Source organism: Youngimonas ophiurae (nom. illeg.), from assembly GCF_049803795.1.
In the GTDB taxonomy this organism is placed as follows: Bacteria; Pseudomonadota; Alphaproteobacteria; order Rhodobacterales; family Rhodobacteraceae; genus Thalassobius.
Genome location: NZ_JBNAGJ010000001.1, coordinates 400,066 through 424,841 on the forward strand (window position 1 = coordinate 400,066; position 24,776 = coordinate 424,841).

Sequence of the window (24,776 nt, forward strand, 5' to 3'; positions counted from 1 at the left end):
TTTTTTCGACAATTGCATTGCCAAAGTTTTGCAAATTTGCGGAAATCTGCTTTGCGCAGGGGCAGGCTCCCCTTATACCCATGTCAATTCAGAAGGGGAATGCCATGAAAGATATCCTCCAGGAACTGGAAGACCGTCGCGCCGATGCCCGCCTGGGTGGCGGACAAAAACGAATTGATAGCCAACACGCCAAGGGCAAGCTGACCGCCCGCGAGCGGATCGAGCTGCTGCTGGACGAGGACTCGTTTGAAGAGTTCGACATGTTCGTCTCGCATCGCTGCACCGATTTCGGCATGGAAAATCAAAAGCCCGCAGGCGACGGTGTGATCACCGGCTGGGGCACCATCAACGGCCGTATGGTCTATGTGTTCAGTCAGGATTTCACCGTTCTGGGGGGCTCGGTTTCGGCCACCCACGCGATGAAAATCTGCAAGATCATGGATATGGCCGTGCAGAACGGCGCGCCTGTCATTGGTCTGAACGATTCCGGCGGCGCCCGGATTCAGGAAGGCGTGGATGCGCTGGCCGGTTACGCCGAGATTTTCCAGCGCAACATCATGGCCTCGGGGGTGATCCCGCAGATTTCCGTGATCATGGGCCCCTGTGCCGGCGGCGCTGTGTATTCGCCCGCGATGACCGACTTCATCTTCATGGTGAAGGACAGCTCTTACATGTTCGTGACCGGCCCCGATGTTGTGAAAACCGTCACCAACGAGGTTGTCACCGCCGAGGAGCTGGGCGGCGCAAGCACTCACACCAAGAAATCGAGCGTGGCAGATGGCGCGTTCGAAAATGACGTCGAAGCCCTGGCCGAGGTCCGCCGTCTGGTGGATTTCCTGCCGCTGAACAACCGCGAAAAGCCCCCCGTGCGCCCGTTCTTTGACGAGCCGGATCGCGTAGAAGACAGCCTGGACACGCTGATCCCTGAAAACCCCAACACGCCCTACGATATGAAGGAACTGATCCTGAAAATCGCGGACGAGGCGGATTTCTACGAGATTCAGGAAGATTTCGCCAAGAACATCATCACCGGCTTTATCCGTATGGAAGGCCAGACCGTGGGGGTTGTCGCCAACCAGCCGATGGTTCTGGCGGGCTGTCTGGATATTGACTCCAGCCGCAAGGCCGCGCGGTTCGTGCGGTTCTGCGATGCGTTTGAAATTCCGATCCTGACCCTGGTGGATGTGCCTGGCTTCTTGCCTGGGACCAGCCAGGAATATGGCGGCGTCATCAAGCACGGTGCGAAACTGCTGTTTGCTTATGGCGAGGCGACCGTGCCCAAGGTGACGCTGATCACCCGCAAAGCCTATGGCGGGGCCTATGACGTGATGGCGTCCAAGCACCTGCGCGGCGATTTCAACTATGCCTGGCCGACCGCGGAAATCGCGGTGATGGGCGCCAAGGGCGCGACCGAGATCATCCACCGCGCCGATCTGGGCGATGCAGAGAAAATCGCGCAGCACACCGCCGATTACGAGGACCGTTTCGCCAATCCCTTTGTGGCGGCCGAGCGGGGATTCATCGACGAGGTGATCCAGCCCAAATCGACGCGCCGCCGCGTGTCGCGGGCCTTTGCCAGCTTGCGGAATAAGAAGCTGCAAAACCCGTGGAAAAAGCACGACAATATTCCGCTGTAAGGCGGGTGTCGTGAGGGTGGGGGGCTGCCGGCCCCCCCCACGCCCCCCGGGAGTATTTCCGATCAGAAAGAAGCAGAACGCGGGGCCCTGTGGGGCAGCGATCATGGAGGCCTTAGGTGGCTCGGACAAAGTGGCATATCCTGACGGAGGACGGCGCGCTGACCCTGGCGCGGCGTTTGCCTGTGCGCTTTGATCTGGCGGTGCAGACTGTGCTGCCGCGTTGCGGGCGTCGCCGTCTGGCGATGCAGATTCGTCAGGATATGTGGCGTTTGCTGAGGGATCTGCGCGGTTTTGCTCCGGTTGTGCGTGTCGAATATTTGCCCGAGGGGTTGCGTGTGATTGCGGGCGGGCAGGTTGGCCAGGCCCCTTTCCCCAAGCGAGCATCAGAAGAAAAGTTGCGTCAGATGCTGTCTGATCGCAATAATCGTTCCAGGTGGCTGGCCCATGCGGGGGGATTCTGCTATGGGTAGAACGAATCTGATATTCGCCGCGCTCTGGGGATGCCTTTTGGCAAACGCGGCCACGGCTGTGGGGCAAGAGGAGGCCCCCGCCGTGCCCTCTGGGCTTCGGGTTCAGCTTCAGGAATTTTTCATTCAGACGCAACCGGATGGGGATCGCTATGCGCGGTTCCGTTTCGTGGCGCCTGAATTGGCGGCGGGGGTGACTTTCGCCCGCGTCGAACAGGATTTCGCCCATCTGTGCACCCATCTGGCGCTGCCTGTGCTGACCGCCGCCCACGAGGATGTGGCGCAGGTGGTGATCTCATTGGCTTCGGCCGAGGTGGAGTTCGGGGCCTCTGACCCTGCGATCATCCAGTTTTTCGAGGCATTTCGCATCGAAAACGGGCTCTGTATCTGGGAGGGTTTCTGATGTATCCACAATATGTTGCGGATCGTTCCTCATCCATTGCCGCGATTGAGGCTTTCCAGACACAGCGCCCTGTTGTTGGTGCTGGCGAATATCATTTGCGGGCCGGATCGGCTATGCTTTGGGCGGGTGGCGTTCATGTTGCCCTTTTCTCGTTCAAGAGGCCGTCGGGGGAAAACGCCCCCGGTGTGAAAAGCAAAGCTAACAGGAGAAGCAGATGTCGAATGCGCTTAAACCGCTGCTGGCCCTGTGCACCGTCGCCTTTGTCGCGGCCTGCGCAGCCCCGCAAGAAGAATATGTCGTTGTCGAACCCGAGCCGATCAGCGAAGAACCAGCCTACACTGGTAAATACAAATAAGGGCCAGCCCCTTATGCAGGTGGCTCGGGCCGAATGGTCCGGGCTGACCCGCCGCGACGCTGGCCTGGGAGAGACCCCATGTTGAAGCATCGTGGATTCCCCGGTCGGATGACCGGCACCGATTTCCAATTCACCATTCGCCGCGCCAATCCCAAGGGCGTGACCCCGCTGAAACGGCTGGAGCGCTACCGCGACCGTCGCCCGGCAGACCGGCGCGCGGATACGGCCTTTATGGCGGCGCTGTGGGAACATTTCGGCGATCAGCCCTTCGAGCGCGGCAACCTGGACGCCGGCCGTCTGAGCTGGCTGCTGGGCCGCGAGGTGGTGGCCGTCGATGATCCGTTCGACCCGGTCAGCTATGAAGCCCTGCTGGTCATCAACGAACCCGTCGCGCGTGCGTCCTTCCCTGAGGTATTTCAAGGGGATGATGCGCAGAATTTTGACGATGACGCGGATGAGGGGTGGTAATCGGCATGTTTTCGCGCAGCCCCAGGACATTTGAGCGGGAAGCGGCCAAAACCGGCCGCCCTGTGGCTGTGGGCTTGGCTGTGCGGGGCACATGCGTCAGCGTTAACACCGTAGTGGCGGCCCGAGATGAGCGGGCCGGGACGACTTGTCTTTACCGTTACCCTTCCCCTGTTGGGCGGCGTGGCTTGCAGATAGGCCGCCCGCCCGTTTTTTCTGGCTTGGATGGTGGAAAAACCCTTTCTAAGCAAAGGTTTGCCGAAAATATGCTGACCTGTTCTCGTCCGTTGCCCAGACGGGTTTGCGGCGCAATGGTTCCTCTGGCACACGTACCCGAGCGGAAAGGAACCTCGTCATGCACACAGTCAGGCACTCTCGGACATGGATTTTGGCCCTTGCGGCCTGCGCGGGCCTTGCGGCTTGCGGCGACACCTTTGGTGAACAGGCCCTGCTGGGGGCGGGCACCGGCGCGGCCGGCGCTGTCGTTCTGGACGCAGACCCCGGAACGGGCGCGCTGCTGGGCGCGGCTGCCAATGTCGCCTATTGCAAACAATACCCGTCGCGCTGCACCTGAGCGCGTCGCCCCGGCCTGCGGGCCGGAATTGAATCGGAAACCCATCTCGGCCCCGTGCCGGGATGGGTTTTTTGTTGCCATTGCCCCTGGGACAGCAAAGGGGCCAAGACCGGAAGGGACGAGAAATGTTCAATAAGATCCTGATTGCAAACCGGGGCGAGATCGCCTGCCGGGTGATCAAGACCGCCCGGAAGATGGGTATCAAAACGGTAGCCATCTACTCGGACGCGGATAAGCAGGCGCTGCACGTGCAGATGGCCGATGAGGCCGTGCATATCGGCCCGCCCCCCGCCAACCAGTCCTATATCGTCATCGACAAGCTGATGGACGCGATCAAGCAATCGGGCGCTCAGGCCGTGCACCCTGGCTATGGCTTCCTGTCCGAGAACGCGAAATTCGCCGAGGCGCTGGAAGACGCGGGCGTTGCCTTTGTCGGCCCGCCCAAGGGCGCAATCGTGTCGATGGGCGATAAGATCACCTCGAAGAAGATCGCCCAAGAGGCCAAGGTTTCCACCGTGCCCGGCTATATGGGCCTGATCGAGGACGCCGAAGAGGCCGTCAAAATCTCGAACGAGATCGGCTATCCGGTGATGATCAAAGCCTCGGCCGGCGGCGGCGGTAAGGGGATGCGGATCGCCTGGAACGATGAGGAATGCCGCGAGGGCTTCCAGTCGTCGAAAAACGAGGCGGCGAACTCGTTCGGCGATGACCGGATTTTCATCGAGAAATTCGTCACCCAGCCCCGTCACATCGAAATTCAGGTTCTGTGCGACGCGCATGGCAACGGGATTTACCTGGGCGAGCGGGAATGCTCGATCCAGCGCCGCAACCAGAAGGTCGTCGAAGAGGCCCCCAGCCCCTTCCTGGACCCCGAAACCCGCAAGGCGATGGGCGAACAGGCTGTCGCTCTGGCGCAGGCCGTGGGCTACACCAGCGCGGGCACCGTGGAATTCATCGTCGATGGCGATAAAAACTTCTACTTCCTGGAAATGAACACGCGTTTGCAGGTGGAACACCCCGTGACCGAGCTGATCACCGGCGTTGACCTGGTGGAACAGATGATCCGCGTCGCCAATGGCGAGCCGCTGAGCATCACCCAGGACGATGTGCAGCTGAACGGCTGGGCGATTGAAAACCGCGTTTACGCCGAAGATCCTTACCGGAACTTCCTGCCCTCGATCGGCCGTCTGACGCGCTATCGTCCGCCGGCCGAGGTGGCCGCGGGCCCGATGCAGATCAACGGCAAATGGGCCGATGACGCCACCGAAGGCGCCACCGCCGTGCGCAACGATACCGGCGTCTATGAAGGCGGCGAGATCAGCATGTATTACGACCCGATGATCGCCAAGCTGTGTACCTGGGCGCCCACGCGCGATCAGGCCATCGAGGCCATGCGCAACGCGCTGGACGGGTTCGAGCTGGAAGGGATCGGTCACAACCTGCCCTTCGTCAGCGCCGTGATGGACCATCCGAAATTCATCAGCGGTGACATGACGACGGCCTTCATCGCCGAAGAATACCCCGAAGGGTTCGAAGGCGTGACCCTGCCCGAGGACACTCTGCGCAAGATCGCCGCCTCGGCTGCGGCCATGCACCGCGTCGCGGAAATCCGCCGCACCCGCGTGTCGGGCCGGATGGACAACCACGAACGCCGCGTGGGCACCGAATGGGTGGTGAACCTGCAAGATCAGGACTTCGCCGTGTCGATTGATGCCGATCACGATGGCTCGACCGTGACCTTCGAGGACGGCAGCGCGCTGCGTGTGTCCAGCGACTGGACGCCGGGCGACACCCTGGCCAAGATCGCCCTGGGCGACGATGACGGTCTGGTGCTGAAAGTCGGCAAGATCACCCAAGGCTTCCGCATCCGCAGCCGTGGTGCCGATCTGAAGGTGCGCGTGCGCAGCCCGCGTCAGGCCGAACTGGCCCAGCTGATGCCGGAAAAACTGCCGCCCGATACCTCGAAAATGCTGCTGTGCCCGATGCCGGGTCTGGTGGTGAAAATCGACGTCGAAGTCGGCGACGAGGTTCAGGAAGGCCAGGCGCTGTGCACCATCGAGGCGATGAAGATGGAAAACATCCTGCGCGCCGAGAAGAAGGGCATCGTCTCCAAGATCAACGCGGGCGCGGGCGATAGCCTGGCCGTTGACGAAGTGATCATGGAGTTCGAATAACCCATGGCCATGGCGCAGCTTTTTTCCAAGCCCGTGCTGGCCGGAGCGATTGCTCTGGCCACGCTGGCAGGCTGCGCCATGGATGAAGAATCGCAGGTGCGTGCGCAGGTCGATGAATGGGTCGATATTGGCAAGACGCTGTATTTCGATTCACAGATGACCTGCACGGCGGGGGTGTTTGCGCTGGTCTCGGATCAGGTGAAATCCGCCGCGCCCCATGCCGTCACCATCCGCGAGGGCCTGACCCTGATCCGGCAGCGCGGTGTGGCCAAGTTTCAGGATCCGGGGCTTAGCCCTTCTGATATTTCGGCACAGATCAATTCTCAGGATATTGCGATCGGGAACGGGGTTCTGTCCTCGGGTCTGGATGCGCGCGAGTGCCTGACAGAGGCATGGCGTGCGGATTTTGTTGCCGCCTTGCAGGCCAGGGGCGCTGTGCTGATCTACCGCCGCGCGGGCAATGCGCTGGCGATCATCGACCAGACCAACCGGCAGGTGTTCTTTGCGCGGGGGGATGTGTGATGGGCGCGGTGGCTCAATCCCCAATCCGATCGCGGATTTCCTGTTGGCGCAGGGGCTGTTTGTCAATCGTGCGGGTGATTTCCCGCACGTGCCAGGGCAGCGGTTTGCGCAAGATAACCGAGCCGTCCTTGGCCAGCACCACCAGCGCAAAGCCACGCGGGCGCAGTTTCTGGCGCAGGGCCGATTTCGCGGCCGGGTCCGCATCCGTCAGAATGACGACATCGCGGGTTTCCAGCGCGGGCAGATCCTGGGCCAGGAAATCCAGCTGGTCCTGGAACCGGGGGTCTGCGGGGTTATCGGCAAAGACCACGATGGGCCGGTTTTTCCATAAAAATTCGCTCAAATCCGCCTGGGTTCCGTCCATTGGGCCGATCTCGGGCGTCTGTGCCCCGACGGGCAGGGCAAGAAATGCAGTCAGAACAAAGACTAATGCGTTTTTCATGGGGCCTCCTGTTCTGACAGATATAGGCGCTTTGGGCGCGATTGCGACAGTCAAAATTAAGTCATTGCAAACCGGAGCCGTGTCATGATGGCCGCTGCTCTGAATTCGCAGCCCATGGGGGCTGCCCTGTTTGCAAAGGCTCGCCGGGCGTTGGACATCGTATTGCATATCGGGGCCCATCGGACGGCCACAACCAGCCTGCAACGGCTGGCGCGCGATCATGTGGCGGGGCTGGCCGGTCAGGGCGTGACGTTCTGGGGCCCGCAGGTGACGCGGCCCAATCTGCTGCCTGGTGTGCAGCCGGGCCGGGGGCGCAGCGCCGCCATGACCCGGCGGGCGGCCGGGCGGCTGCGGCTGAAATGCGCGCAGGCCGGGCTGGGCGGCACGCAGGTGCTGATCCTCAGCGATGAAAACATGCTGGGCACACCGCAGGGCAATCTGACGGCCCAGGCGCTTTATCCCGCAGCAGGAGAGCGGCTGGCCAGGATCAGCGCGGCCCTGCGCGGACAGGTGCGCCGCGTGGTTCTGTCCGTGCGCGGGCAAGAGGCCTACTGGTCCTCGGTGCTGGCGATGATGGTGGCGCGGGGCCATAATGTGCCTCGCGCGCGGGTGCTTCAGGCTCTGGCCGATGCGCGCCGGGGCTGGCGCGATGTGGTGACGGATGTGGCCTGCGCTGTCCCCGAGGCCGAGCTGATCATACTGCCTCATGAAAGCACCGCCGGGCTGCCCGAGTGGCGGCTTCAGGTGATGGCGGGGCGCCCGCTGCCTGTCTCCGCCGGGCGCATTTGGGCGCATCGCGCCCCCGATCTGACAGCGCTGCGCCGCCATCTGGCCGCGCGCGGCCAAAACCCCGCGATCCTGCCGATGGGCGAGGGCCGCTGGACCCCCTTCACCGCCGGGCAGTCTGCTGCCTTGCGCGAAACCTATGCCGATGATTTGCACTGGATGACAGCCGGTGCCGATGGTCTGGCGCAATTGAAAACCTGGACGGCACCGGGCAAGACGGGACAAACCCCGCATTCCGGCACCAAGACAAGAGGACATGACCATGAGCAACAAGGACGAATGGCGTAAGCTGGCCGAAAAAGAGCTGCGCGGCCGGCCGCTGGACGATCTGACCTGGGACACGCTGGAGGGCATCCCGGTCCAGCCGCTGTACACGGCCGAGGACACCGCCGAGCTGCCTCATATGGGCGGGCTGCCGGGCTTTGGCCCCTTCACGCGCGGGGTGAAGGCCACGATGTATGCGGGCCGTCCCTGGACGATCCGCCAATATGCCGGTTTCTCGACCGCCGAGGAATCCAACGCGTTCTACCGCCGCAACCTTGCCGCCGGTCAGCAGGGGGTTTCGGTGGCTTTCGATCTGGCCACGCACCGCGGCTATGACAGCGATCACCCGCGCGTTGTGGGCGATGTCGGTAAGGCCGGTGTGGCGATTGACAGCGTTGAGGACATGAAGGTTCTGTTCGACGGCATCCCGCTGGACAAGGTCTCGGTTTCGATGACAATGAACGGCGCGGTGATCCCGATCTTGGCGAATTTCATCGTCACCGGCGAAGAGCAGGGCCACGATAAATCCCTGCTGGCGGGCACCATTCAGAATGACATTCTGAAGGAATTCATGGTGCGGAACACCTATATCTATCCGCCCGAACCCTCGATGCGGATCATCTCGGATATCATCGAATACACCTCGAACGAGATGCCGAAATTCAACTCGATCTCGATCTCGGGCTATCACATGCAAGAGGCCGGGGCGAACCTGGTGCAGGAACTGGCCTACACGCTGGCCGATGGCCGCGAATATGTGCGCGCCGCGATGGATGCGGGCATGGATGTGGATAAATTCGCGGGCCGTCTGTCGTTCTTCTTTGCGATCGGCATGAATTTCTTCATGGAGGCCGCCAAGCTGCGTGCCGCGCGTCTGTTGTGGCACCGCGTGATGACGGAATTCGGGGCGAAAAACGACCGCTCGAAAATGCTGCGGACGCATTGCCAGACTTCGGGCGTCAGCTTGCAGGAACAGGATCCTTATAACAACGTGATCCGCACGGCCTATGAGGCGATGTCGGCGGTTCTGGGCGGCACGCAGTCGCTGCATACCAACGCTCTGGACGAAGCGATCGCGCTGCCCACCGATTTCAGCGCCCGTATCGCGCGGAACACTCAGCTGATCCTGCAAGAAGAAACCGGCGTGACCAACGTGGTCGATCCGCTGGCGGGCTCTTATTACGTCGAAAGCCTGACGGCGGAACTGGCGGAAAAAGCCTGGGCCCTGATGCAGGAAGTCGAGGAAATGGGCGGCATGACCAAAGCCGTGGCCAGCGGGATGCCGAAACTGCGGATCGAGGAATCAGCCGCCAAACGTCAGGCGATGATCGACCGCGGCGAAGAGGTGATCGTCGGCGTCAACAAGTACCGCAAGGACAAGGAAGACCCGATCGACATTCTGGAGGTCGATAACCAGAAGGTGCGCATCAGTCAGATCGAACGTCTGGAAAAAATGCGCGCAACGCGTGACGAGGCAGCCTGCACGGCCGCCCTGGCCGAGCTGACCCGTCGCGCCAAAGAGGGAGGCAACCTGCTGGAGGCCGCTGTGGAGGCAGCGCGCGCTCGGGCATCCGTCGGGGAAATCAGCATGGCAATGGAAGAAGAATTCGGCCGTCACCGCGCCGAAGTGAAGACATTGGCCGGCGTCTATGGCGCCGCGTATGAAGGGGACGAAGGCTTTGCCGCGATCCAGTCGGACGTGGACGCATTCGCCGAAAAAGAAGGCCGCCGCCCGCGTATGCTGGTGGTGAAAATGGGCCAGGACGGGCATGACCGTGGGGCTAAAGTGATCGCGACTGCCTTTGCCGACATCGGCTTTGATGTTGACGTTGGCCCGCTGTTCCAAACCCCGGATGAGGCCGCGCAGGACGCCGTGGACAATGACGTGCATGTGGTGGGCATCAGCAGCCAGGCGGCGGGGCATAAGACTCTGGCGCCTCAGCTGATCGAAGCGCTGAAAAACAAGGACGCCAGCGACATCATCGTCATTTGCGGCGGTGTGATCCCGCAACAGGATTATGAGTTCCTGCAAAATGCGGGTGTGAAGGCGATTTTCGGCCCCGGCACCAACATTCCCGAGGCCGCGCGCGATATCCTGCGCCTGATCGGTGAGGCCCGCGCCTGATCTGGCGCAGGTTTCGCCAAGCGTCAGGCTGAAAAAGAACCGGGGGCCAATCGGCCCCCGGTTTTATTATGCAAAGGGGCTGGACGCCCCGGATCATTCCGCCATCAGTTCCGCGGCGGAAAGGTGCCGTAAAGCGCGATGCAGACACTCATGGCCAGATAGGGGTCACGGATGCTGAAAGCCTGATTGCCCCCGGTGTGCTCAATCATACGCGGGTCCATCTGCACATTCGGGGCCTGATCTGCGTAGATCATGATGTCCTCGGCCGGGTTGGTCGGGTCATTATAGCTGGGGCTGCCCAGGAAATCGTTCCCCGGTCCCAGGCGGTCAGCGTACCCATTCACCCCGTTGTTGGCGTTCACCATGTGATTGTGCGAGGGCATCTCGGCAACGCTCATGATGTGCGTTTCCGCGCCGCCACGTTCGCCGATGGCGTTAGGGTACAGTCCGGGGCCTGGGCCATCGTTGATGATTGTGCGGCCGCGCAGATCGGGCAGGGCAAATGTGGTGCGCCCGTCACCGCCATAGATCGTGCCCAGCAGTGAAAACAGTGCGTTATACTGAGAAATCGGCAGCAACTGGCCATCCGCCGGGGCCCATCCACGTGGGCAGAAGTTAAAGCCGAAAATCCCGACCTGGCCCAGAAATGGTTCCGCTTGGGCCTGTGCCGATTGCGGCGCGCTGGTCAGTGCAGCGCTTAGCACCAGGGCCGATACGGCCAGTTTCGAAGTGAGTTTTTTAACAAATGACATGTGCGTTTCCCCCTTTTAAGGTCATTAAAACAAAGCAGTTTTGTTCTTGCTGAAAAGTCTTGTTTACGGTGAAAAACAGAACCGCTTAATTTTATGAAAACACGTAAACATATGAGAAGGCCTGTGTCTACTCTACCTTTGGGGGATGAATGTCGAAACGGGGCAAAATCGTGATCGGAATGCTGGCCGGGGCCCTCTGGGCCGGGGGGGTGTTATTGATCGGAGCGGAGCTGGACCTGCCGGTTTTTACCCTGGTGCCGACGGTGCTGGGCGCGTTTTTGGCGCCGGGGCTGATCATGCTGCTGATGGTGGCGCGGCTGGCGCAGCGGCGCTTCTTTGAGGCCGGCGCGATGGATGGGGCGCGTTTCGCCCCCGGCTCTGGTGGCGAGATTGATCAGCGCGTGTTGCGCAACACATCCGAGCAACTGGTGCTGGCGCTGTGTATCTGGCCCGCCGCCGCGGTCCTTTTGCAGGGCGACGGGCCAGGTGTGATTGTGGCGCTGGGGCTGGGCTTTGCCCTGGCGCGGCTGGCCTTCTGGGCGGGGTATCACCTGTCCCCGCCGCTTAGGGCCTTTGGCTTTGCAGCCAGTTTTTACCCGACCGTTGCGGTTTCGGGCTGGGCGTTGCTGCGGCTGCTGGCCAGCCTTAGCGTGGCGTAACCCAGGATCGCCGACAGAACCGAGCCCGACAGCACCCCCAGGCGGACCTCGTTCATCAGGGCCGGATCGGCAAAGCTTAGCCCGCCGATGAACAGCGACATGGTGAACCCGATTCCGGCCAGACAGCTGATCCCGTAGATATGCAGCCAGTTGGCCCCCGCAGGCATCCGCGCGATACCGGATTTGACCATCAAAAAGGTCACGCCGAACACGCCCAACTGCTTGCCCACGATCAGACCCAGCGCAATGCCCAGCGGCAGGGGGGCGATCAGTTGATCCAGCGTCAGCCCGGCCAGAACGACTCCGGCGTTGGCAAAGGCAAAGATCGGCACGATCAGATACAGCACATAGGGGGTCAGCCCGTGCTCAAGCGCGTGCAGCGGGGATTTGCCCCACTTATCCTTCAGCGGAATGCAGAAGGCCGTGATCACCCCGGCCAGCGTTGCGTGAACGCCCGATTTCAGGACAAAGAACCACATGATCGTGCCCAACAGAATGGCAGGCGCAATCCGGTGCGCGCCCTTCAGGTTCAGCCAGATCAGCGCCGCCAGAGGGATCAGCGCCAGGTACAGATAGTCCACCTTCAGATCGGCCGTGTAGAACAGCGCGATGATCAGGATCGCGCCCAGATCGTCCAGAATGGCCAGCGTCAGCAGGAATACCTTCAACGATGTCGGCGCGCGCGAGCCCACCAGCGCCAGAATCCCCAGCGCAAAGGCAATATCGGTGGCCGCCGGAATGGCCCAGCCGCCGATTGTGGGGCTGCCCCAGTTGAACGCGGCGAAAATCACGGCGGGCACGATCATCCCGCCCACCGCGGCCATGCCGGGCAGCAACACGTCGGCGGGCTTTTTCAGTTTGCCCTCCAGCATTTCGCGTTTCAGTTCCAGCCCGATCAGGAAGAAAAACACCGCCATCAGCCCGTCGTTGATCCACAGGATCAGCGGTTTTTCCAGGCCCTCTCCGTTCAGGGTGATCCGCAGATAGCTGCTGAGTGCGCCGTCATAGGCCGGTTGCAGAACCGAGTTGGCGACGATCATCGCCCCCACCGCCGATAACATCAAAAGGATGCCACCCGAGGCCTCGTGTCTGAAAAATTTGTCGATTGCGCGTAGCAGCATTGCCTTCCCCCTGTTTCATTGGATTATTGTCGTTGCATCTGGAGCGTTGGACCCCAGTTATCAATACCCAAAATTGGGGAAGTTGACCGAAAATGTTGGAATTAGACCATTTGGCGGTTGCTGCCCGCACTCTGGACGAGGGGCGGGCCTATGTCGAACGGGCGCTGGGCCTTCGGGTGCAGCCGGGCGGGCGGCATGGGCGGTATGGCACGCATAACCTGTTGGCGGGGCTTGAGGACGGGCTGTATCTTGAGGTGATCGCGATTGATCCGCAGGCCGTGCGGCCCAGGGATCCGCGCTGGTTCCGGCTGGATGAATTCAGCGGCGCACCCTGCCTGCACAACTGGATTTGCCGGACCGGGGATATGGCGGCGCATCTAAGCAAGGTTTTCACCGATACGCGGGTCGCGTTCATTCCGGCGCAGCAGCCGAAAATGACCGCGCGTTTCAACATCGACGGACAGGTGCGCTGGCTATGAAAATCCGCTCTGCCCTGGCGGGGGATGCCGCCGCTATCGCTGCGCTGTGGAACCCGTTCATTCGGGATACGGCGGTCACGTTTAACAGCGCGTTAAAGACGCCTCAGATGATTGCCGATGACATTGCCGCCAAAGAGACGGCCGGCCATCCGTTTTTCCTGGCCGAGCTGCCGGACGGGCTGGCCGGGTTTGCCACCTATGGGCAGTTTCGCGGCGGCGTGGGCTATGCGCATTCGATGGAGCACACCGTCATTCTGAGCGCCCGCGCGCAGGGCCGCGGGGTGGGGCGGGCGCTGATGTCCGCAATCGAGGATCACGCCCGTGCCTCTGGGGTGCATGTGATGATGGCCGGGGTCAGTGCGGAAAATCCGGACGGCGTGGCGTTCCATAAGGCGGTCGGCTATGCGCAGGTTGCCCGCATTCCGCAGGTCGGGCGCAAATTCGGGCGCTGGATGGATCTGGTGCTGCTGCAAAAACTGCTGTGATCGCGCAAACTTGCACATTCGCGCGATGACATGGCGGGCCGGGCAGGCTAGGGTGCGCCCATGTCGATCTGGACCCGCATATCCGACGCAATATCGGCCCTGGCAAGTGGCGACAGCCTGGCCTCGGTGTTTGAAAAGCTGCGCACGCCGCCCGAACGCAGCGTGGCCTTTACCATTGCGGTGATCGCGCTGGCGGCCAAGATGGCCAAGGCCGACGGGCTGGTCACCCGCGACGAGGTGACGGCAATTCGCGAGGTATTCCAGATCGCCCAAGAGGACGAACCTGGCGCGGCCCGCGTGTTCAATCTGGCGCGTCAGGATGTGGCGGGCTTTGAGGATTACGCGCGCAAGATTCGCGCCATGTTCGGCGACAGCGACGGCTGTTTTTGCGACCTGATGGAGGGGCTGTTCCACATCGCCATGGCCGACGGCACCTATCACCCGGCCGAGGATGCGTTCCTGCAACGGGTATCGGAAATCTTTGGCCTGCCCGAGGCTGATTTCCGCAGCCTGCGCAGCCGTTTCGTGCCCGATGCCGCGCCTGACCCCTATGCGATCCTGGGGGTCAGCCCGGATGCCGATCTGGCCGACATTCGCGCCGCCTGGAAACGTCTGATCCGCGAATCTCATCCCGATGCGATGATGGCGCGCGGCGTGCCCGAAGAGGCCGTCAAAATGGCCGAGCGCCGCATGGTTGACATCAACCGCGCCTGGGAGGAAATCCAGGGGGCGCATGTCTGATGCGGATCGCCACCTATAATATCGAGTGGTTCAATGCGCTGTTCGACGATCGCGGTAATCTGATGGCCGATGACGGCTGGTCGGCGCGGCTGAATGTCACCCGCGCTCAGCAGATCGAGGCCTTGGGCGTGGTTTTCACCGCGCTGGATGCCGATGCCGTGATGGTGATCGAAGCCCCCGACCAGAACAGCCGCCGCGCCGCTGTGCCCGCGCTGGAAAATTTCGCACGGGCCTTTGATTTGCGCGCCCGCAAGGCGGTGATCGGGTTTCACAATGACACTCAGCAGGAAATCGCGCTGCTGTATGATCCGGACGCGCTGACGGTCTGGCATGATCCGCTGGGCGATCCGACAGGGAAAAAGGGCTCGGATCATTGCCCGCGCTTCGATGGGGTGTTTCGCATCGATCTGGACGTGGACGACACCGAAGATCTGGTGCGCTTTTCCAAACCGCCGCTGGAGCTGGGCGTGAAAACCGCCGCCGGAACCACGTTTCGGATGATCGGCGCGCATCTGAAATCCAAGGCTCCGCACGGGGCGCATGGGCGCAATGCGGTGATGCGCGCGGCGATTGCCAACCGGCGCAAACAGCTGGCGCAGGCGATCTGGCTGCGCCGCCGGATCGAGGAGCACCTGCATGTCGCAGAGCCTCTGATCGTGCTGGGCGATCTGAACGACGGCCCCGGCCTGGACGAATACGAGGGGCTGTTCGGGCGGTCCTCGGTGGAAATCGTGCTGGGCGAGGGCGACGGGCAGAAACTGTACGATCCCCACGCGGCCATGGCGCTGCACCAACGGATCGGGGCGCGGCCGACCTCGGCCCGGTTCTATATTCCTCAGCGTAAGGGCTATTTGCAGGCGCTGCTGGATTACATCATGGTCTCGCCCGAGATTGCCGAGCGGGGCGGTGAATGGCGCATCTGGCACCCGTTCGACGACAGCCGCTGCCATGCGGTGCCAGAGCTGCGCGAGGCGCTGAACACGGCCTCGGATCATTTTCCGGTGACGTTGGATATTGATCTGGATTAGGCAAATTTACGCTTTGTTTGTCATTGGCCTCTAAAACTGCAACGAAAACCGGCTATATTGGGGGAATGAAACGGATTGTTGCTTCTCTTGCTGCTGCCAGCCTGATCGTTGCGCCCGCGCTGGCCAGCGATCTTGCCACGGATGAGGACGAGGGGTTTTCCCTGATGGAGGAGGGCGCCAAGCTGTTCATGCGCGGCATCATGCAGGAGATGGAGCCCGCGATGGACGATCTGCGCGCCTTTGCCGACACGATGGAACCGGCGATGCGCCAATTCGTGCGCGAGATGGGCCCCGCGCTGGCCGAGGTGCTGAAAAAGGTGGATGATCTGACGCTGTATCACCCGCCGGAAATGCTGCCCAACGGGGACATCATCATGCGCCGCAAACAGCCCGCGCCGCCCCAGCCCCCGCAATCCATTCCGCAGCCTGGCCCCGAAGGCGAGGTTGAGCTGTGATCACCCTTTGATCCGGACCTCGGTTTCGGCCTCCAGCGACATGGCCAGAGACCGGAACCGCGCGGCGGCGACCTCGCCGAACAGGGGGGCGGCGTCATTGGACAGGACCAGGGTCAGCTCTTTGAGCTTGGGTTTCCACTTCAGCTGACCCAGCGGCTGTTCGGCCTGTAGCCACATCATCGCGCCAAACCGCATCGCCTTGCCCAGAATTTCCGCCTGTTTTTGCGATTTTTCGTCAATCAGGCCGAAAATCGGTTCGAAGGACGTGCCCGCGCGCGAATTTTTATAGCGGTGCAGCAGCGCCAGCCCCAAGAACACCCGCTCGGAATGTTTCAGCCCGCCCAGATTGGCGCGGGTGGCGTTGTCAAAGCAGACCTCGGCCCGGTAATCGGGATGGGCGCGCCAGCTGACATCGTGCAGCAGGCAGGCGGCCTTGATCAGGCGTTTGCGCTCCAGCGGCGCGCTGCTGAACAGCGGCAGGATGAAATGATAGAGCGATTTGCCGAAACCGGGCAGGCGGGCGTCTTTGTTTTCCGCGAAATAGCACGATTCGATCAGCGGATCGCGGTCACGCAGCTTTTGCGGCATCTGCTCGTATAGCATCCCCTCGCGGATGCCATAGCTGGAGACGGCAATGTCATGCGGGCGGAAGGTGCGCACCACCTCTTTGAGCACCTCGCAGGCATAGGGCACCAGCGCCATCCGGTTCGAGGACACGCCGCATTTCTGGCGCAGCTCGGTGGGGTCGCTTTCGTTGGTATGGCGGATCGTGGCGTCAATCGCCTTCGAGGTCATGCGGTATTCATGCAGCACATGCAGCGGATAGCCGCGCCGGTGCATGTCGATCCGCGCGATCGCCCGCCAAGAGCCGCCGACCAGGAACAGGCGGTTGCGCTGCTGCCCCATGGTTTCGGCCAATTGGGCCACGGTGTCCTTGATGAACTGCTTGCGGGCCTTTTTGCCGCCCTTCATGTTGCGCAGTTTCAGCGGACCCAGCGCCGAGGTGACGCATTTGCCGACCTGCCCGCCGCCGATTTCCGCCAGCTCCATCGAGGAGCCGCCGATGTCGCAGACCAGCCCGTAAGAGCCCGGCCAGCCCAGCAGAACGCCTTGGGCGGACAGGCGGGCCTCTTCCTGGCCGTCGATGACGTGGATTTTCAGCCCGGTTTCGCGGGCGACCTCGGTCACGAAATCGGGACCATCCGAGGCCTCGCGGACGGCGGCGGTGGCCACTGTGGTCAGCGGTTGAATGCCCAGCCCGTCGGCCAGTTTCTGGAACCGGCGCAGGGCGGACAGGGCGCGGCGGCGGCCCTCGGGGCTCAGTTGGCCGGTCTCGCCCAGGCCTTCGCCCAGGGCGCACATGATTTTCTCGTTGTAGAAATAGGCCGGGCTGCGCGCCGCCCCGTCGAACACCACCAGCCGGACCGAGTTCGACCCGACATCGACCACGCCAACACGCGACAGCGCCTTGGACGAGGGATCATTGAACAGTGGACGACCGAATGGGCCCCAGTCTGTCGGGGTCATGCGGGGCGAGTCGTTCATGTAAACCTTCCTGTACTTCCAGCCCAAGGATGCGTCAGGCGCAGCAGTTAGGTCAATCGTCGGTGTGGGTCAACTTGGGAACGTCCTTGGCCCCGGCGGATCCGCGCCCGGACAGCGAGGGATACTCCATGAAAAAACGGTGGCAGTTGAAGGCAAATTCGCCCTCGTCCCAGGTGGCGCGGTCGAAATGGCCATCGGGGCGCATCACCCAGCTTTGCGCCACATCGGCCATGTTGGCCGCCATGATCTGGCTGACGATCTGCGCTTTGACCGTGGGGTTCAGGATTTCCACCAGGGTTTCGATGCGCCGGTTCAGGTTCCGCCCCATCCAGTCGGCCGAGCTGATATAGACGCGCGCCTTTTTGCTGGGCAGGCCGTGGCCATTGCCGAAACAGACGATGCGCGAATGTTCCAGATAGCGCCCCACGATGGATTTCACGCGGATATTTTCCGACAGGCCCTTGATGCCGGGGCGCAGCCCGCAGATGCCACGGATGACCAGGCTGACCTTTACCCCCGCCTGGCTGGCCTTATACAGCCCGTCGATGATTTCCGGGTCTATGAGCGAATTCATCTTGGCCCAGATTTCCGCAGGACGGCCGGCGCGGGCGTGCTCGGCCTCTTGTTCGAACCCCTCCAGCAGGCGTTTTTTCATCCCGCTGGGCGAGAGCGAGAGGTTCTCCAGCCCTTCGGGTTCGATGTAGCCGGACAGGTAGTTGAACACCTTGGTGGCATCGCGCCCCAGCGCCGCATCGCAGGTGAAGAAGCTCAGGTCCGTGTAGATTTTCGCCGTGATCGGGTGGTAATTGCCGGTGCCGTAATGGGTGTAGGTGACCAGCCTGTCGCCTTCGCGGCGCACCACGGTCGAGATCTTGGCGTGGGTTTTCCAATCGACGAACCCATAGACCACATGCGCGCCTGACCGCTCCAGCCGCCGCGACTGGCGGATATTGGCGGCCTCGTCGAAACGGGCCTTCAGCTCGACCAGGGCGGTGACGGATTTGCCATCCTCGGCGGCCTCGCACAGGGCCTCGACGATGGGGGATTTCTGCGAGGTCCGGTACAGCGTCTGCTTGATCGCCACCACATCGGGATCGCGCGCGGCCTGTTGCAGGAAACGCACCACCATATCGAAGGTTTCATAGGGGTGGTGCAGCAGCATGTCCTTTTGCTTGATCGCTTCGAACATGTCGCCGTCGTGGTCCTGCACCCGTTCGGGCACGCGCGGCGTGAAATTGGGCCACAGCAGATCGGGGCGGGCGTCCAGCACCAGTTCCTTCACATCCGCGATGCCGATCATCCCGTCGATTTCCACGATTTCCGAGGGCGTGACGTGCAATTCGCGCATGATCACCGATTTCAGCGCCTCAGGCGCCCCGGCCGAGATTTTCATCCGCACTACCTCGCCGCGGCGGCGCCGTTTCAGGGCGACCTCGAATTCGCGCACCAGGTCTTCGGCCTCTTCCTCGACCTCCAGATCGCTGTCGCGCAGCACGCGGAAGGTGCAGTTGCCGACCATGTTATAGCCGGGGAACATCTTGTCGATGAACAGCAGCAGCAGCTCTTCGAGCGGAACAAAACGGTGGCTGCCGTTTTGTTCGGGCAGGGCGACAAAGCGGTCGATCTGTTGCGGGATCGGCAGCAGAGCCATCAGCATTCGCTTGTCCCGGCGCCGTTCCAGTTGCAGGGCCAGGCTGAAGCCGGTGTTCGGAATGAACGGAAAAGGATGCGCAGGATCCACCGCCAGCGGCGAGAGCACGGGAAAAACCCTGTTCAGGAAAATATCCAGAAGATAGGGTTTTTCATCCGCGGGCACATCGGCGCGGGTCAGGATTTCGATGTTTTCGGCGGCCATTTCCCGGCGCAGCTCGGTGAATGTCTTCTGCTGGGCGGCCATCAGGCGGCGCGCGTCCTCGTTGATCAGAACCAGCTGCTCGGCCGGGGTCAGCCCGTCCTGGGCGGGGCTGGTGTTGCCGGCGCGGGCCAGCTCGCGCAGGCCGGCGACGCGGACGGTATAAAACTCATCCAGGTTGGTGGCCGAGATCGACACGAAACGCACCCGTTCCAGCAGCGGTACGCGCTTGTTTTCCGCCTCTTCCAGAACCCGCCAGTTGAAGCCCAGCCAGCTGAGCTCGCGGTTATAGAAACGGCCCGGCCCGGTGGGGTCCAGGTTGGGAATTTCGATCGGGTCGGCGAAAGGGGCCTTAAGGAAATCTGCTTGGGTCATGCGCGGCTTATGCTGTTTTCGTGTGACGCGGGAATGACAGCAAATCTGCGCCCCTGGCGGCGGAATGTCCAGAGTTCGCCCCGCGATTGTGCCCGGCGCCGCAGGTTAGAGCGCGCTCTTCATCACTTCGATGGCCAGGCCGCGATTGACGGGGCGTTTTTGCTCCAGCGCGGCGCGGTCAATGCGGGCCACCAGATCGCCCGCCGCATCGAAACTGCGATCCATATGCGAGACCATATAGGCAATGGTTTCGGGCGAGGGCATCAGCTGACGATCGGCAAACATCTTGGCCACCACGGCCGTCAGCAGCTGATCGTCGGGCTGTTCCAGCGTCACCGATTGCGTGCCCTGCATCCGCGACAGCAGATCGGGCAGGCTCAGCCCCCAGGTCAGCACGGGTTTGTCGGCGGTCACCAGCAGGTGGCGCCCCTCGGCCAGAACCAGATTGTGCAGGTGGAACAGAGCCTCTTCGGCGGGGCGGTTGCCGGCGATGGCGGGCACGTCCTCGATTGCGATGGGGCTTTGCGCCAGGGCGGGAATATCGGCACCGGGCAGATCACAGGCGGGAACGATCCGCGCGCCGCTGGCGGCGGCCCAGACATGCGCCAGATGAGTTTTGCCCGCGCCGCCGGGCCCGATCAGCGCCAGCTTGCGCCCGGCCCATTGATCCCAGTTTTCAATCATCACCACGGCCATCGCATTGGCGGGCGAGACAAAAAACGCCTCGCGCCCCAGCGCCGGACGCACGGGCAGATCAAAGCTCAGCTGTGTGCTCATTCGTCCTGCGCCTTATCCGAGGCCTTCTCTGACAGGCCTTTGTACAGGCGGCTGTCCTTGTAGTTTGCGATCAGGAACCGGGCGATCACCCCCAGCGCGGCGGCCACCGGCACGGCAACCAGCATCCCGACAAAGCCAAACAGCGTGCCGAAGACCGACAGGGCAAAGATCAGCCAGACCGGGTGCAACCCGACCGAGCTGCCCACCAGCTTGGGGGTCAGCACGTTGCCCTCGATCACCTGGCCCAGCACGAAAACGCCGCCCACCAGCCCCAAAGACAGCCAATCGCCCCAGAACTGAAACAGCCCCAGCCCGATGGCCAGCGCGCCGCCCACGAAAGCCCCCACATAGGGGATAAATGTCAGCGCGCCCGCAACAAAGCCGACAACCAGCCCGAATTGCAGCCCCACCAGCATCAGCGCCACGGCATAATAAGTGCCCAGCACCAGACAGACCGTCCCCATGCCGCGAATGAAACTGGCCAGGGTCTGGTCAATCTCGGATGCCAGCTGGCGCACCACCGGCGCATGATCGCGCGGCAGCATGTCGTCGATCTTGGCGACCATATTGTCCCAGTCATACAGCAGGTAGAATGCCACCACCGGCACGATCACCAGCAGCATCACCACGTTGATGATCGACATGGCCGAGCTGAAGATCGCTTGCAGCAACTCTCCGCCCTTGTCCTGAATGGTCTCGCCCACGGTTTTCAGCGACTGGTGCAGGGTCGAGCTGCTGTCCAGAAGGTCGGGGAACCGCGTGGTCAGGAAATTGCGCAGATCGTCAAAGACCTTGGGGATGACATTGAACAGGGCCAGGGCCTGCTCGATCAGGCTGGGCACGACCAGCAGCATCAGCGCGACAAACACGATCGAGCCGATAATGGTGATCGTCGCGGTGGCCGCGGCGCGGGAAAAGCCCATCCTTTCCAGACGGTCGGCGACCGGATCCAGAAAATAGGCCACGGCGCCGCCCAGCACGAAGGGCAGGATCACATCGCCCAGATACCACAACACCACCAGGAAAACCGCAGTGGCGGCACCCCAGTATTTTACCTGATCGCGGACCGGAAGGGCCATGTTGTCTCCTGTTTGCTTTGCGCCATTATGTCGGGGCTTGCGCGCCATTGTGCAACCCGTTTCCGCCCCGATTGCCGCCTGATCTTATCGACAAAACGGCCGGGCGGGCGTAGGAATGTGCTCTAACGTGTTTCACGAGTACTTTATGATCAAAACATTTCAAAGCCTTACGGATGCCGAATCTCTTTCGGTTATCAATCGGATTGCCGCCGCCAAAACGGTGGAATGCGCCTGGAACCGGACCGTGCAGGCGCTGGGAAAGTTCGGTTTCGAACGGGTGAACTATGGCTATACGCGCTACCGGGTGGGGCGCTCGATCGGGCCGGCGGACGATGCGTTTTTCCTGTCCACGCACTCGCCCCGGAAGGTGAAGGAATTCCACGACAGCGGGCTTTATCTGAAATCCGCCGATTTCCGCTGGGTGCGGGAAAATGTGGGGGCCTGCCCCTGGGACTGGACGCGCAAAGAGCGCGCTGCCGGACGGCTGAGCCCCGAGGAATGCGCCGCGATGGATGCTCTGGGCGCGGCGCGGCGGCGGGCGGGGTATTCGATCAGCTTTCCGGACGGGGCGCCGCGTTCAAAGGGCGCGATGGGGATGGGCTGTGCCGATGGCATCACCCAGGCGCAGGCCGACGCCCATTGGGCCGAACATGGGCAGAAAATCATGGCAATCGCGACGATGGGACATTTCAAGCTGTCGCAGCTGCCCCTGCCTGTGCCCGGCCTGCACCTGACCGAGCGCCAGCGCGAAATCCTGTGCTGGATCGCGGATGGCAAAACCTTGCAGGACATCACCGTGCTGACTGGGCTGGCGCTGTCCACGGTGGAAAAATACCTGCGCCGCGCCCGCGACGAACTGGGCGTGGAAACCACGGCTCAGGCCGTGGTGAAGGCGGCGTTTCTGAACCAGTTGTTCACCAGCAGCTGGCAAAACTTACAGTGAGGATTCCCGCACTGGCCGCGCGCCGGAATTGCGCAGATACCGGATTTGTTCCGTGAGTGCCCCGTGTCGCGTCGGCAGTGCGCAGCGGGAGGAACCGCAGCCTACCCCATATAGGCCGCAAATCCCAACGGGTCGGGCAGGGCATATTGGCTCTGCCCGTCCTCTGTTCAGCATGGCTTGTCTGCGGGGCCATCCTCTTCTAAACCCCATAGGAACCGCCAATTTCCCAAAGGGGCCACTTCATGCGTCTGTCGCGCTATTTCCTGCCTGTTTTGAAAGAAAACCCATCCGAGGCGCAGATCGTCAGCCACCGCCTGATGCTGCGCGCCGGCATGATCAAGCAACAGTCCGCCGGAATCTATTCCTGGCTGCCCCTGGGCTTCAGGGTGCTGCGCAAGCTGGAAAACATCGTGCACGAAGAACAGATCCGCGCGGGCCATATTCCGATGCTGATGCCGACGCTGCAATCGGCCGATCTGTGGCGCGAATCCGGCCGCTATGATGATTACGGCGAGGAAATGCTGCGCATCACCGACCGTCACAATCGCGACATGCTGTTCGGCCCCACCAACGAGGAAATGATCACCGACATTTTCCGCAGCCACGTCGGCAGCTACAAAGACCTGCCGATGACGCTCTATCATATCCAGTGGAAATTCCGCGATGAAATCCGCCCCCGTTTCGGCGTGATGCGCGGCCGCGAATTCCTGATGAAAGACGGCTATAACTTCGACCTCACCAAAGAGGACGCGCTGCACGCCTATAACCGCCACCTGGTCAGCTACCTGCGCACCTATGAACGCATGGGGCTTCAGGCGATCCCGATGCGCGCCGATGGCGGCCCGATTGGGGGCGACTATACCCACGAATTCCTGGTGCTGGCCGAAACCGGCGAATCCGAGGTCTTCTATGACAGCGCCGTCACCGACCTGACTTTTGGTGATCGGGACATCGACTATGACGATGTGGCGCAATGCCAGTCGATTCTGGAAGAATTCACCACCAAATACGCCCGCACCGACGAAACCCATGACGCGGCGCTGTTCGCTGAAATCCCCCAGGACCGCCAGCGCACCGCCCGCGGCATCGAGGTGGGGCAGATCTTCTATTTCGGCACCAAATATTCCGAACCCATGGGCGCAACCGTCCAGGGCCCCGATGGCAAACCCACCCCCGTCCACATGGGCAGCCACGGCATCGGTGTCTCGCGCCTCATTGGCGCCATCATCGAGGCCAGCCACGACGATAACGGCATCATCTGGCCCGAAGGCGTGACCCCCTTCCACGTCGGCATCGTTAACCTCAAACAAGGCGACACCGAAGCCGATGCCGCCTGCGAGGCGCTCTATAACAGCTTCACCGCCCTCGGGCTCGATCCGCTCTATGACGATCGCAAGGAACGCGCCGGCGGCAAATTCGCCACAATGGATCTGATCGGCCTGCCCTGGCGCATCACCGTCGGCCCGCGCGGGCTGAAAAACGGCGTGGTGGAACTCACTTGCCGCCGGACCGGCACCTCCCAGGAACTCCCGCCCGAACAGGCCATCGAAAAAGTCGCGCAAATCTACGCCCCCCACCGGGTGCACGGGCTCTGACAGCCCCCCATTCCGCTTCTTTCTGATCAAAATACTCCTGCTCGCCCCTTCGGTTCACACACCGCTGGGGGCGGGCGTATTTCAGTGCTATACTGCCCCAAACAAACGGGGCCAGAGCATGATCCTCAAAGCCATCACACTCGCCGGCGGGCTGGCCGGGGCAGGCGCTGCTGCGCAATTTCCCGAGTTTTCTCAACAATATACCCAACGTCTGGGCGGTGCCGTGGATGCCCTGGCTGCGGTGGTGCAGGATTTCGACGCCTCGGCTCAGGCCAGCGGGCTTAGCCGGGATCAGGCGCTGGCGCAGATGGTCGGTTCCGAATTCGTCACCCACCGTCGCATGGATATGGAGCACGTTTTCACCCGCCATGCGCAGCTTTCGGCCGATCTGCAAACGCTGCAATCGGCGGGGCCCTTCATGAGGGCCTATCACGCCGCCCGGTTCAACGATGCGCAAACCGCCGCGCGCACCTGGCAGGCCTATCGGCCAGCTATTCCCACCAATTTCGCCGGGGCCAGTTTTGGCGCTTTGGGCTTTCTGGCGGGGCTGACCCTGACCGCAGCGCTGATGTCGGGGCTGGGCTGGCCCTTTCGCGCGTTGCGCAGGGCGCGCGAACAGGCGGCTTGACCTTCGCCCGTTGCTCGCTCAGTTAGATGCAAGCCAGTCAAAGGACAC

At 62.1% G+C, this 24,776-nt stretch carries 26 protein-coding genes; 19 read left to right on the forward strand and 7 right to left on the reverse strand.

Annotated features, from left to right (window positions below; translation table 11 throughout):
- The first annotated feature begins 104 nt into the window (after positions 1–104).
- From ACP15O_RS02115 to ACP15O_RS02150, 8 genes are all read left to right on the forward strand, one after another.
- On the forward strand, positions 105–1,637 hold the full coding sequence (locus ACP15O_RS02115) for an acyl-CoA carboxylase subunit beta (RefSeq protein WP_425094377.1): 1,533 nt from the start codon (positions 105–107) through the stop codon (positions 1,635–1,637).
- A 116-nt stretch (positions 1,638–1,753) separates the two neighbouring features.
- On the forward strand, positions 1,754–2,107 hold the full coding sequence (locus tag ACP15O_RS02120) for a hypothetical protein (RefSeq protein ID WP_425094378.1): 354 nt from the start codon (positions 1,754–1,756) through the stop codon (positions 2,105–2,107).
- Complete coding sequence (locus ACP15O_RS02125) at positions 2,100–2,507, forward strand: DUF6497 family protein (protein WP_425094379.1); 408 nt, start codon at positions 2,100–2,102, stop codon at positions 2,505–2,507. The genes ACP15O_RS02120 and ACP15O_RS02125 overlap by 8 nt, the downstream gene beginning before the upstream one ends.
- A gap of 214 nt (positions 2,508–2,721) precedes the next feature.
- Positions 2,722–2,862, forward strand: coding sequence for a hypothetical protein (locus ACP15O_RS02130; protein ID WP_425094380.1), 141 nt, complete (start codon positions 2,722–2,724; stop codon positions 2,860–2,862).
- A gap of 78 nt (positions 2,863–2,940) precedes the next feature.
- Entirely contained in the window at positions 2,941–3,330 is a 390-nt protein-coding gene (locus ACP15O_RS02135; protein ID WP_425094381.1) for a hypothetical protein, read from the forward strand.
- A 352-nt stretch (positions 3,331–3,682) separates the two neighbouring features.
- The gene (locus ACP15O_RS02140; protein WP_425094382.1) at positions 3,683–3,901 is read left to right on the forward strand and encodes a hypothetical protein; all 219 of its coding nucleotides are present in this window, start codon (positions 3,683–3,685) and stop codon (positions 3,899–3,901) included.
- A 125-nt stretch (positions 3,902–4,026) separates the two neighbouring features.
- A complete protein-coding gene (locus tag ACP15O_RS02145; RefSeq protein WP_425094383.1) occupies positions 4,027–6,075 on the forward strand; it encodes an acetyl-CoA carboxylase biotin carboxylase subunit in 2,049 nt (682 codons plus the stop codon).
- A gap of 9 nt (positions 6,076–6,084) precedes the next feature.
- A complete protein-coding gene (locus ACP15O_RS02150) occupies positions 6,085–6,597 on the forward strand; it encodes a hypothetical protein (RefSeq protein ID WP_425094384.1) in 513 nt (170 codons plus the stop codon).
- Positions 6,598–6,610: 13 nt separating this feature from the next.
- Here ACP15O_RS02150 and ACP15O_RS02155 read toward each other — a convergent pair whose 3' ends face one another.
- Positions 6,611–7,039: a DUF4174 domain-containing protein gene (locus ACP15O_RS02155; protein ID WP_425094385.1), complete on the reverse strand. Its 429-nt coding sequence runs from the start codon at positions 7,037–7,039 to the stop codon at positions 6,611–6,613.
- Positions 7,040–7,123: 84 nt separating this feature from the next.
- Between ACP15O_RS02155 and ACP15O_RS02160 the strand changes: the two genes are divergently transcribed.
- Both ACP15O_RS02160 and scpA read left to right on the forward strand, forming a co-directional pair.
- Positions 7,124–8,113: a hypothetical protein gene (locus ACP15O_RS02160; protein WP_425094386.1), complete on the forward strand. Its 990-nt coding sequence runs from the start codon at positions 7,124–7,126 to the stop codon at positions 8,111–8,113.
- Complete coding sequence (scpA, locus tag ACP15O_RS02165) at positions 8,088–10,214, forward strand: methylmalonyl-CoA mutase (protein WP_425094387.1); 2,127 nt, start codon at positions 8,088–8,090, stop codon at positions 10,212–10,214. Before ACP15O_RS02160 ends, scpA begins: the two co-directional genes overlap by 26 nt.
- 104 nt (positions 10,215–10,318) lie before the next feature.
- Here the strand turns inward: scpA and ACP15O_RS02170 are convergent, their stop codons facing one another.
- Positions 10,319–10,966, reverse strand: coding sequence for a phage tail protein (locus tag ACP15O_RS02170; RefSeq protein WP_425094388.1), 648 nt, complete (start codon positions 10,964–10,966; stop codon positions 10,319–10,321).
- A 149-nt stretch (positions 10,967–11,115) separates the two neighbouring features.
- Between ACP15O_RS02170 and ACP15O_RS02175 the strand changes: the two genes are divergently transcribed.
- Complete coding sequence (locus ACP15O_RS02175; protein WP_425094389.1) at positions 11,116–11,625, forward strand: MAPEG family protein; 510 nt, start codon at positions 11,116–11,118, stop codon at positions 11,623–11,625.
- Here the strand turns inward: ACP15O_RS02175 and nhaA are convergent.
- The gene (nhaA, locus tag ACP15O_RS02180) at positions 11,559–12,746 is read right to left on the reverse strand and encodes a Na+/H+ antiporter NhaA (RefSeq protein WP_425094390.1); all 1,188 of its coding nucleotides are present in this window, start codon (positions 12,744–12,746) and stop codon (positions 11,559–11,561) included. The genes ACP15O_RS02175 and nhaA overlap by 67 nt on opposite strands.
- Before the next feature lie 92 nt (positions 12,747–12,838).
- Between nhaA and ACP15O_RS02185 the strand changes: the two genes are divergently transcribed.
- From ACP15O_RS02185 to ACP15O_RS02205, 5 genes are all read left to right on the forward strand, one after another.
- Positions 12,839–13,225: a VOC family protein gene (locus ACP15O_RS02185; RefSeq protein ID WP_425094391.1), complete on the forward strand. Its 387-nt coding sequence runs from the start codon at positions 12,839–12,841 to the stop codon at positions 13,223–13,225.
- Positions 13,222–13,710 carry a GNAT family N-acetyltransferase gene (locus tag ACP15O_RS02190; protein ID WP_425094392.1) on the forward strand — a complete coding sequence of 163 codons (489 nt, stop codon included), beginning with the start codon at positions 13,222–13,224 and terminating at the stop codon, positions 13,708–13,710. The genes ACP15O_RS02185 and ACP15O_RS02190 overlap by 4 nt, the downstream gene beginning before the upstream one ends.
- Before the next feature lie 60 nt (positions 13,711–13,770).
- Positions 13,771–14,451, forward strand: coding sequence for a TerB family tellurite resistance protein (locus ACP15O_RS02195; RefSeq protein ID WP_425094393.1), 681 nt, complete (start codon positions 13,771–13,773; stop codon positions 14,449–14,451).
- Positions 14,451–15,479, forward strand: coding sequence for an endonuclease/exonuclease/phosphatase family protein (locus tag ACP15O_RS02200; RefSeq protein WP_425094394.1), 1,029 nt, complete (start codon positions 14,451–14,453; stop codon positions 15,477–15,479). The genes ACP15O_RS02195 and ACP15O_RS02200 overlap by 1 nt, the downstream gene beginning before the upstream one ends.
- A 65-nt stretch (positions 15,480–15,544) precedes the next feature.
- Positions 15,545–15,934: a hypothetical protein gene (locus tag ACP15O_RS02205; RefSeq protein WP_425094395.1), complete on the forward strand. Its 390-nt coding sequence runs from the start codon at positions 15,545–15,547 to the stop codon at positions 15,932–15,934.
- On the opposite strand, the gene ppx is transcribed toward ACP15O_RS02205, so the two are convergent.
- From ppx to ACP15O_RS02225, 4 genes are all read right to left on the reverse strand, one after another.
- Positions 15,935–17,479, reverse strand: coding sequence for an exopolyphosphatase (gene ppx, locus ACP15O_RS02210; protein WP_425094396.1), 1,545 nt, complete (start codon positions 17,477–17,479; stop codon positions 15,935–15,937).
- 52 nt (positions 17,480–17,531) lie between these two features.
- Positions 17,532–19,706: an RNA degradosome polyphosphate kinase gene (locus tag ACP15O_RS02215; RefSeq protein ID WP_425094397.1), complete on the reverse strand. Its 2,175-nt coding sequence runs from the start codon at positions 19,704–19,706 to the stop codon at positions 17,532–17,534.
- A gap of 105 nt (positions 19,707–19,811) precedes the next feature.
- On the reverse strand, positions 19,812–20,483 hold the full coding sequence (locus tag ACP15O_RS02220) for a P-loop NTPase family protein (RefSeq protein WP_425094398.1): 672 nt from the start codon (positions 20,481–20,483) through the stop codon (positions 19,812–19,814).
- A complete protein-coding gene (locus ACP15O_RS02225; RefSeq protein WP_425094399.1) occupies positions 20,480–21,562 on the reverse strand; it encodes an AI-2E family transporter in 1,083 nt (360 codons plus the stop codon). The genes ACP15O_RS02220 and ACP15O_RS02225 overlap by 4 nt, the downstream gene beginning before the upstream one ends.
- Positions 21,563–21,707: 145 nt before the next feature.
- On the opposite strand from ACP15O_RS02225, the gene ACP15O_RS02230 reads away from it, so the two are divergent.
- The 3 genes from ACP15O_RS02230 (at position 21,708) to ACP15O_RS02240 (ending at position 24,728) form a co-directional block, all read left to right on the forward strand.
- Positions 21,708–22,505 carry a helix-turn-helix transcriptional regulator gene (locus ACP15O_RS02230; RefSeq protein WP_425094400.1) on the forward strand — a complete coding sequence of 266 codons (798 nt, stop codon included), beginning with the start codon at positions 21,708–21,710 and terminating at the stop codon, positions 22,503–22,505.
- A gap of 242 nt (positions 22,506–22,747) precedes the next feature.
- Entirely contained in the window at positions 22,748–24,100 is a 1,353-nt protein-coding gene (proS, locus tag ACP15O_RS02235; RefSeq protein ID WP_425094401.1) for a proline--tRNA ligase, read from the forward strand.
- A 118-nt stretch (positions 24,101–24,218) separates the two neighbouring features.
- A complete protein-coding gene (locus tag ACP15O_RS02240) occupies positions 24,219–24,728 on the forward strand; it encodes a DUF2937 family protein (protein ID WP_425094402.1) in 510 nt (169 codons plus the stop codon).
- Positions 24,729–24,776: the final 48 nt, after the last annotated feature.

Excerpts from the sequence above, each read along its gene's own strand:
- ACP15O_RS02200 (WP_425094394.1), top strand. The coding sequence starts at position 14,451 with ATGCGGATCGCCACCTATAATATCGAGTGGTTCAATGCGCTGTTCGAC.
- ACP15O_RS02190 (WP_425094392.1), top strand. The coding sequence starts at position 13,222 with ATGAAAATCCGCTCTGCCCTGGCGGGGGATGCCGCCGCTATCGCTGCG.
- scpA (WP_425094387.1), top strand. The coding sequence starts at position 8,088 with ATGAGCAACAAGGACGAATGGCGTAAGCTGGCCGAAAAAGAGCTGCGC.
- ACP15O_RS02170 (WP_425094388.1), bottom strand. The coding sequence starts at position 10,966 with ATGTCATTTGTTAAAAAACTCACTTCGAAACTGGCCGTATCGGCCCTG.
- ACP15O_RS02140 (WP_425094382.1), top strand. The coding sequence starts at position 3,683 with ATGCACACAGTCAGGCACTCTCGGACATGGATTTTGGCCCTTGCGGCC.
- ACP15O_RS02160 (WP_425094386.1), top strand. The coding sequence starts at position 7,124 with ATGATGGCCGCTGCTCTGAATTCGCAGCCCATGGGGGCTGCCCTGTTT.
- ACP15O_RS02225 (WP_425094399.1), bottom strand. The coding sequence starts at position 21,562 with ATGGCCCTTCCGGTCCGCGATCAGGTAAAATACTGGGGTGCCGCCACT.
- ACP15O_RS02135 (WP_425094381.1), top strand. The coding sequence starts at position 2,941 with ATGTTGAAGCATCGTGGATTCCCCGGTCGGATGACCGGCACCGATTTC.
- proS (WP_425094401.1), top strand. The coding sequence starts at position 22,748 with ATGCGTCTGTCGCGCTATTTCCTGCCTGTTTTGAAAGAAAACCCATCC.
- ACP15O_RS02175 (WP_425094389.1), top strand. The coding sequence starts at position 11,116 with ATGTCGAAACGGGGCAAAATCGTGATCGGAATGCTGGCCGGGGCCCTC.
- ACP15O_RS02205 (WP_425094395.1), top strand. The coding sequence starts at position 15,545 with ATGAAACGGATTGTTGCTTCTCTTGCTGCTGCCAGCCTGATCGTTGCG.
- ACP15O_RS02130 (WP_425094380.1), top strand. The coding sequence starts at position 2,722 with ATGTCGAATGCGCTTAAACCGCTGCTGGCCCTGTGCACCGTCGCCTTT.
- ACP15O_RS02195 (WP_425094393.1), top strand. The coding sequence starts at position 13,771 with ATGTCGATCTGGACCCGCATATCCGACGCAATATCGGCCCTGGCAAGT.
- ACP15O_RS02220 (WP_425094398.1), bottom strand. The coding sequence starts at position 20,483 with ATGAGCACACAGCTGAGCTTTGATCTGCCCGTGCGTCCGGCGCTGGGG.
- ACP15O_RS02155 (WP_425094385.1), bottom strand. The coding sequence starts at position 7,039 with ATGAAAAACGCATTAGTCTTTGTTCTGACTGCATTTCTTGCCCTGCCC.
- ACP15O_RS02240 (WP_425094402.1), top strand. The coding sequence starts at position 24,219 with ATGATCCTCAAAGCCATCACACTCGCCGGCGGGCTGGCCGGGGCAGGC.
- ACP15O_RS02215 (WP_425094397.1), bottom strand. The coding sequence starts at position 19,706 with ATGACCCAAGCAGATTTCCTTAAGGCCCCTTTCGCCGACCCGATCGAA.
- ACP15O_RS02185 (WP_425094391.1), top strand. The coding sequence starts at position 12,839 with ATGTTGGAATTAGACCATTTGGCGGTTGCTGCCCGCACTCTGGACGAG.
- nhaA (WP_425094390.1), bottom strand. The coding sequence starts at position 12,746 with ATGCTGCTACGCGCAATCGACAAATTTTTCAGACACGAGGCCTCGGGT.
- ppx (WP_425094396.1), bottom strand. The coding sequence starts at position 17,479 with ATGAACGACTCGCCCCGCATGACCCCGACAGACTGGGGCCCATTCGGT.
- ACP15O_RS02115 (WP_425094377.1), top strand. The coding sequence starts at position 105 with ATGAAAGATATCCTCCAGGAACTGGAAGACCGTCGCGCCGATGCCCGC.
- ACP15O_RS02230 (WP_425094400.1), top strand. The coding sequence starts at position 21,708 with ATGATCAAAACATTTCAAAGCCTTACGGATGCCGAATCTCTTTCGGTT.
- ACP15O_RS02150 (WP_425094384.1), top strand. The coding sequence starts at position 6,085 with ATGGCGCAGCTTTTTTCCAAGCCCGTGCTGGCCGGAGCGATTGCTCTG.
- ACP15O_RS02125 (WP_425094379.1), top strand. The coding sequence starts at position 2,100 with ATGGGTAGAACGAATCTGATATTCGCCGCGCTCTGGGGATGCCTTTTG.
- ACP15O_RS02145 (WP_425094383.1), top strand. The coding sequence starts at position 4,027 with ATGTTCAATAAGATCCTGATTGCAAACCGGGGCGAGATCGCCTGCCGG.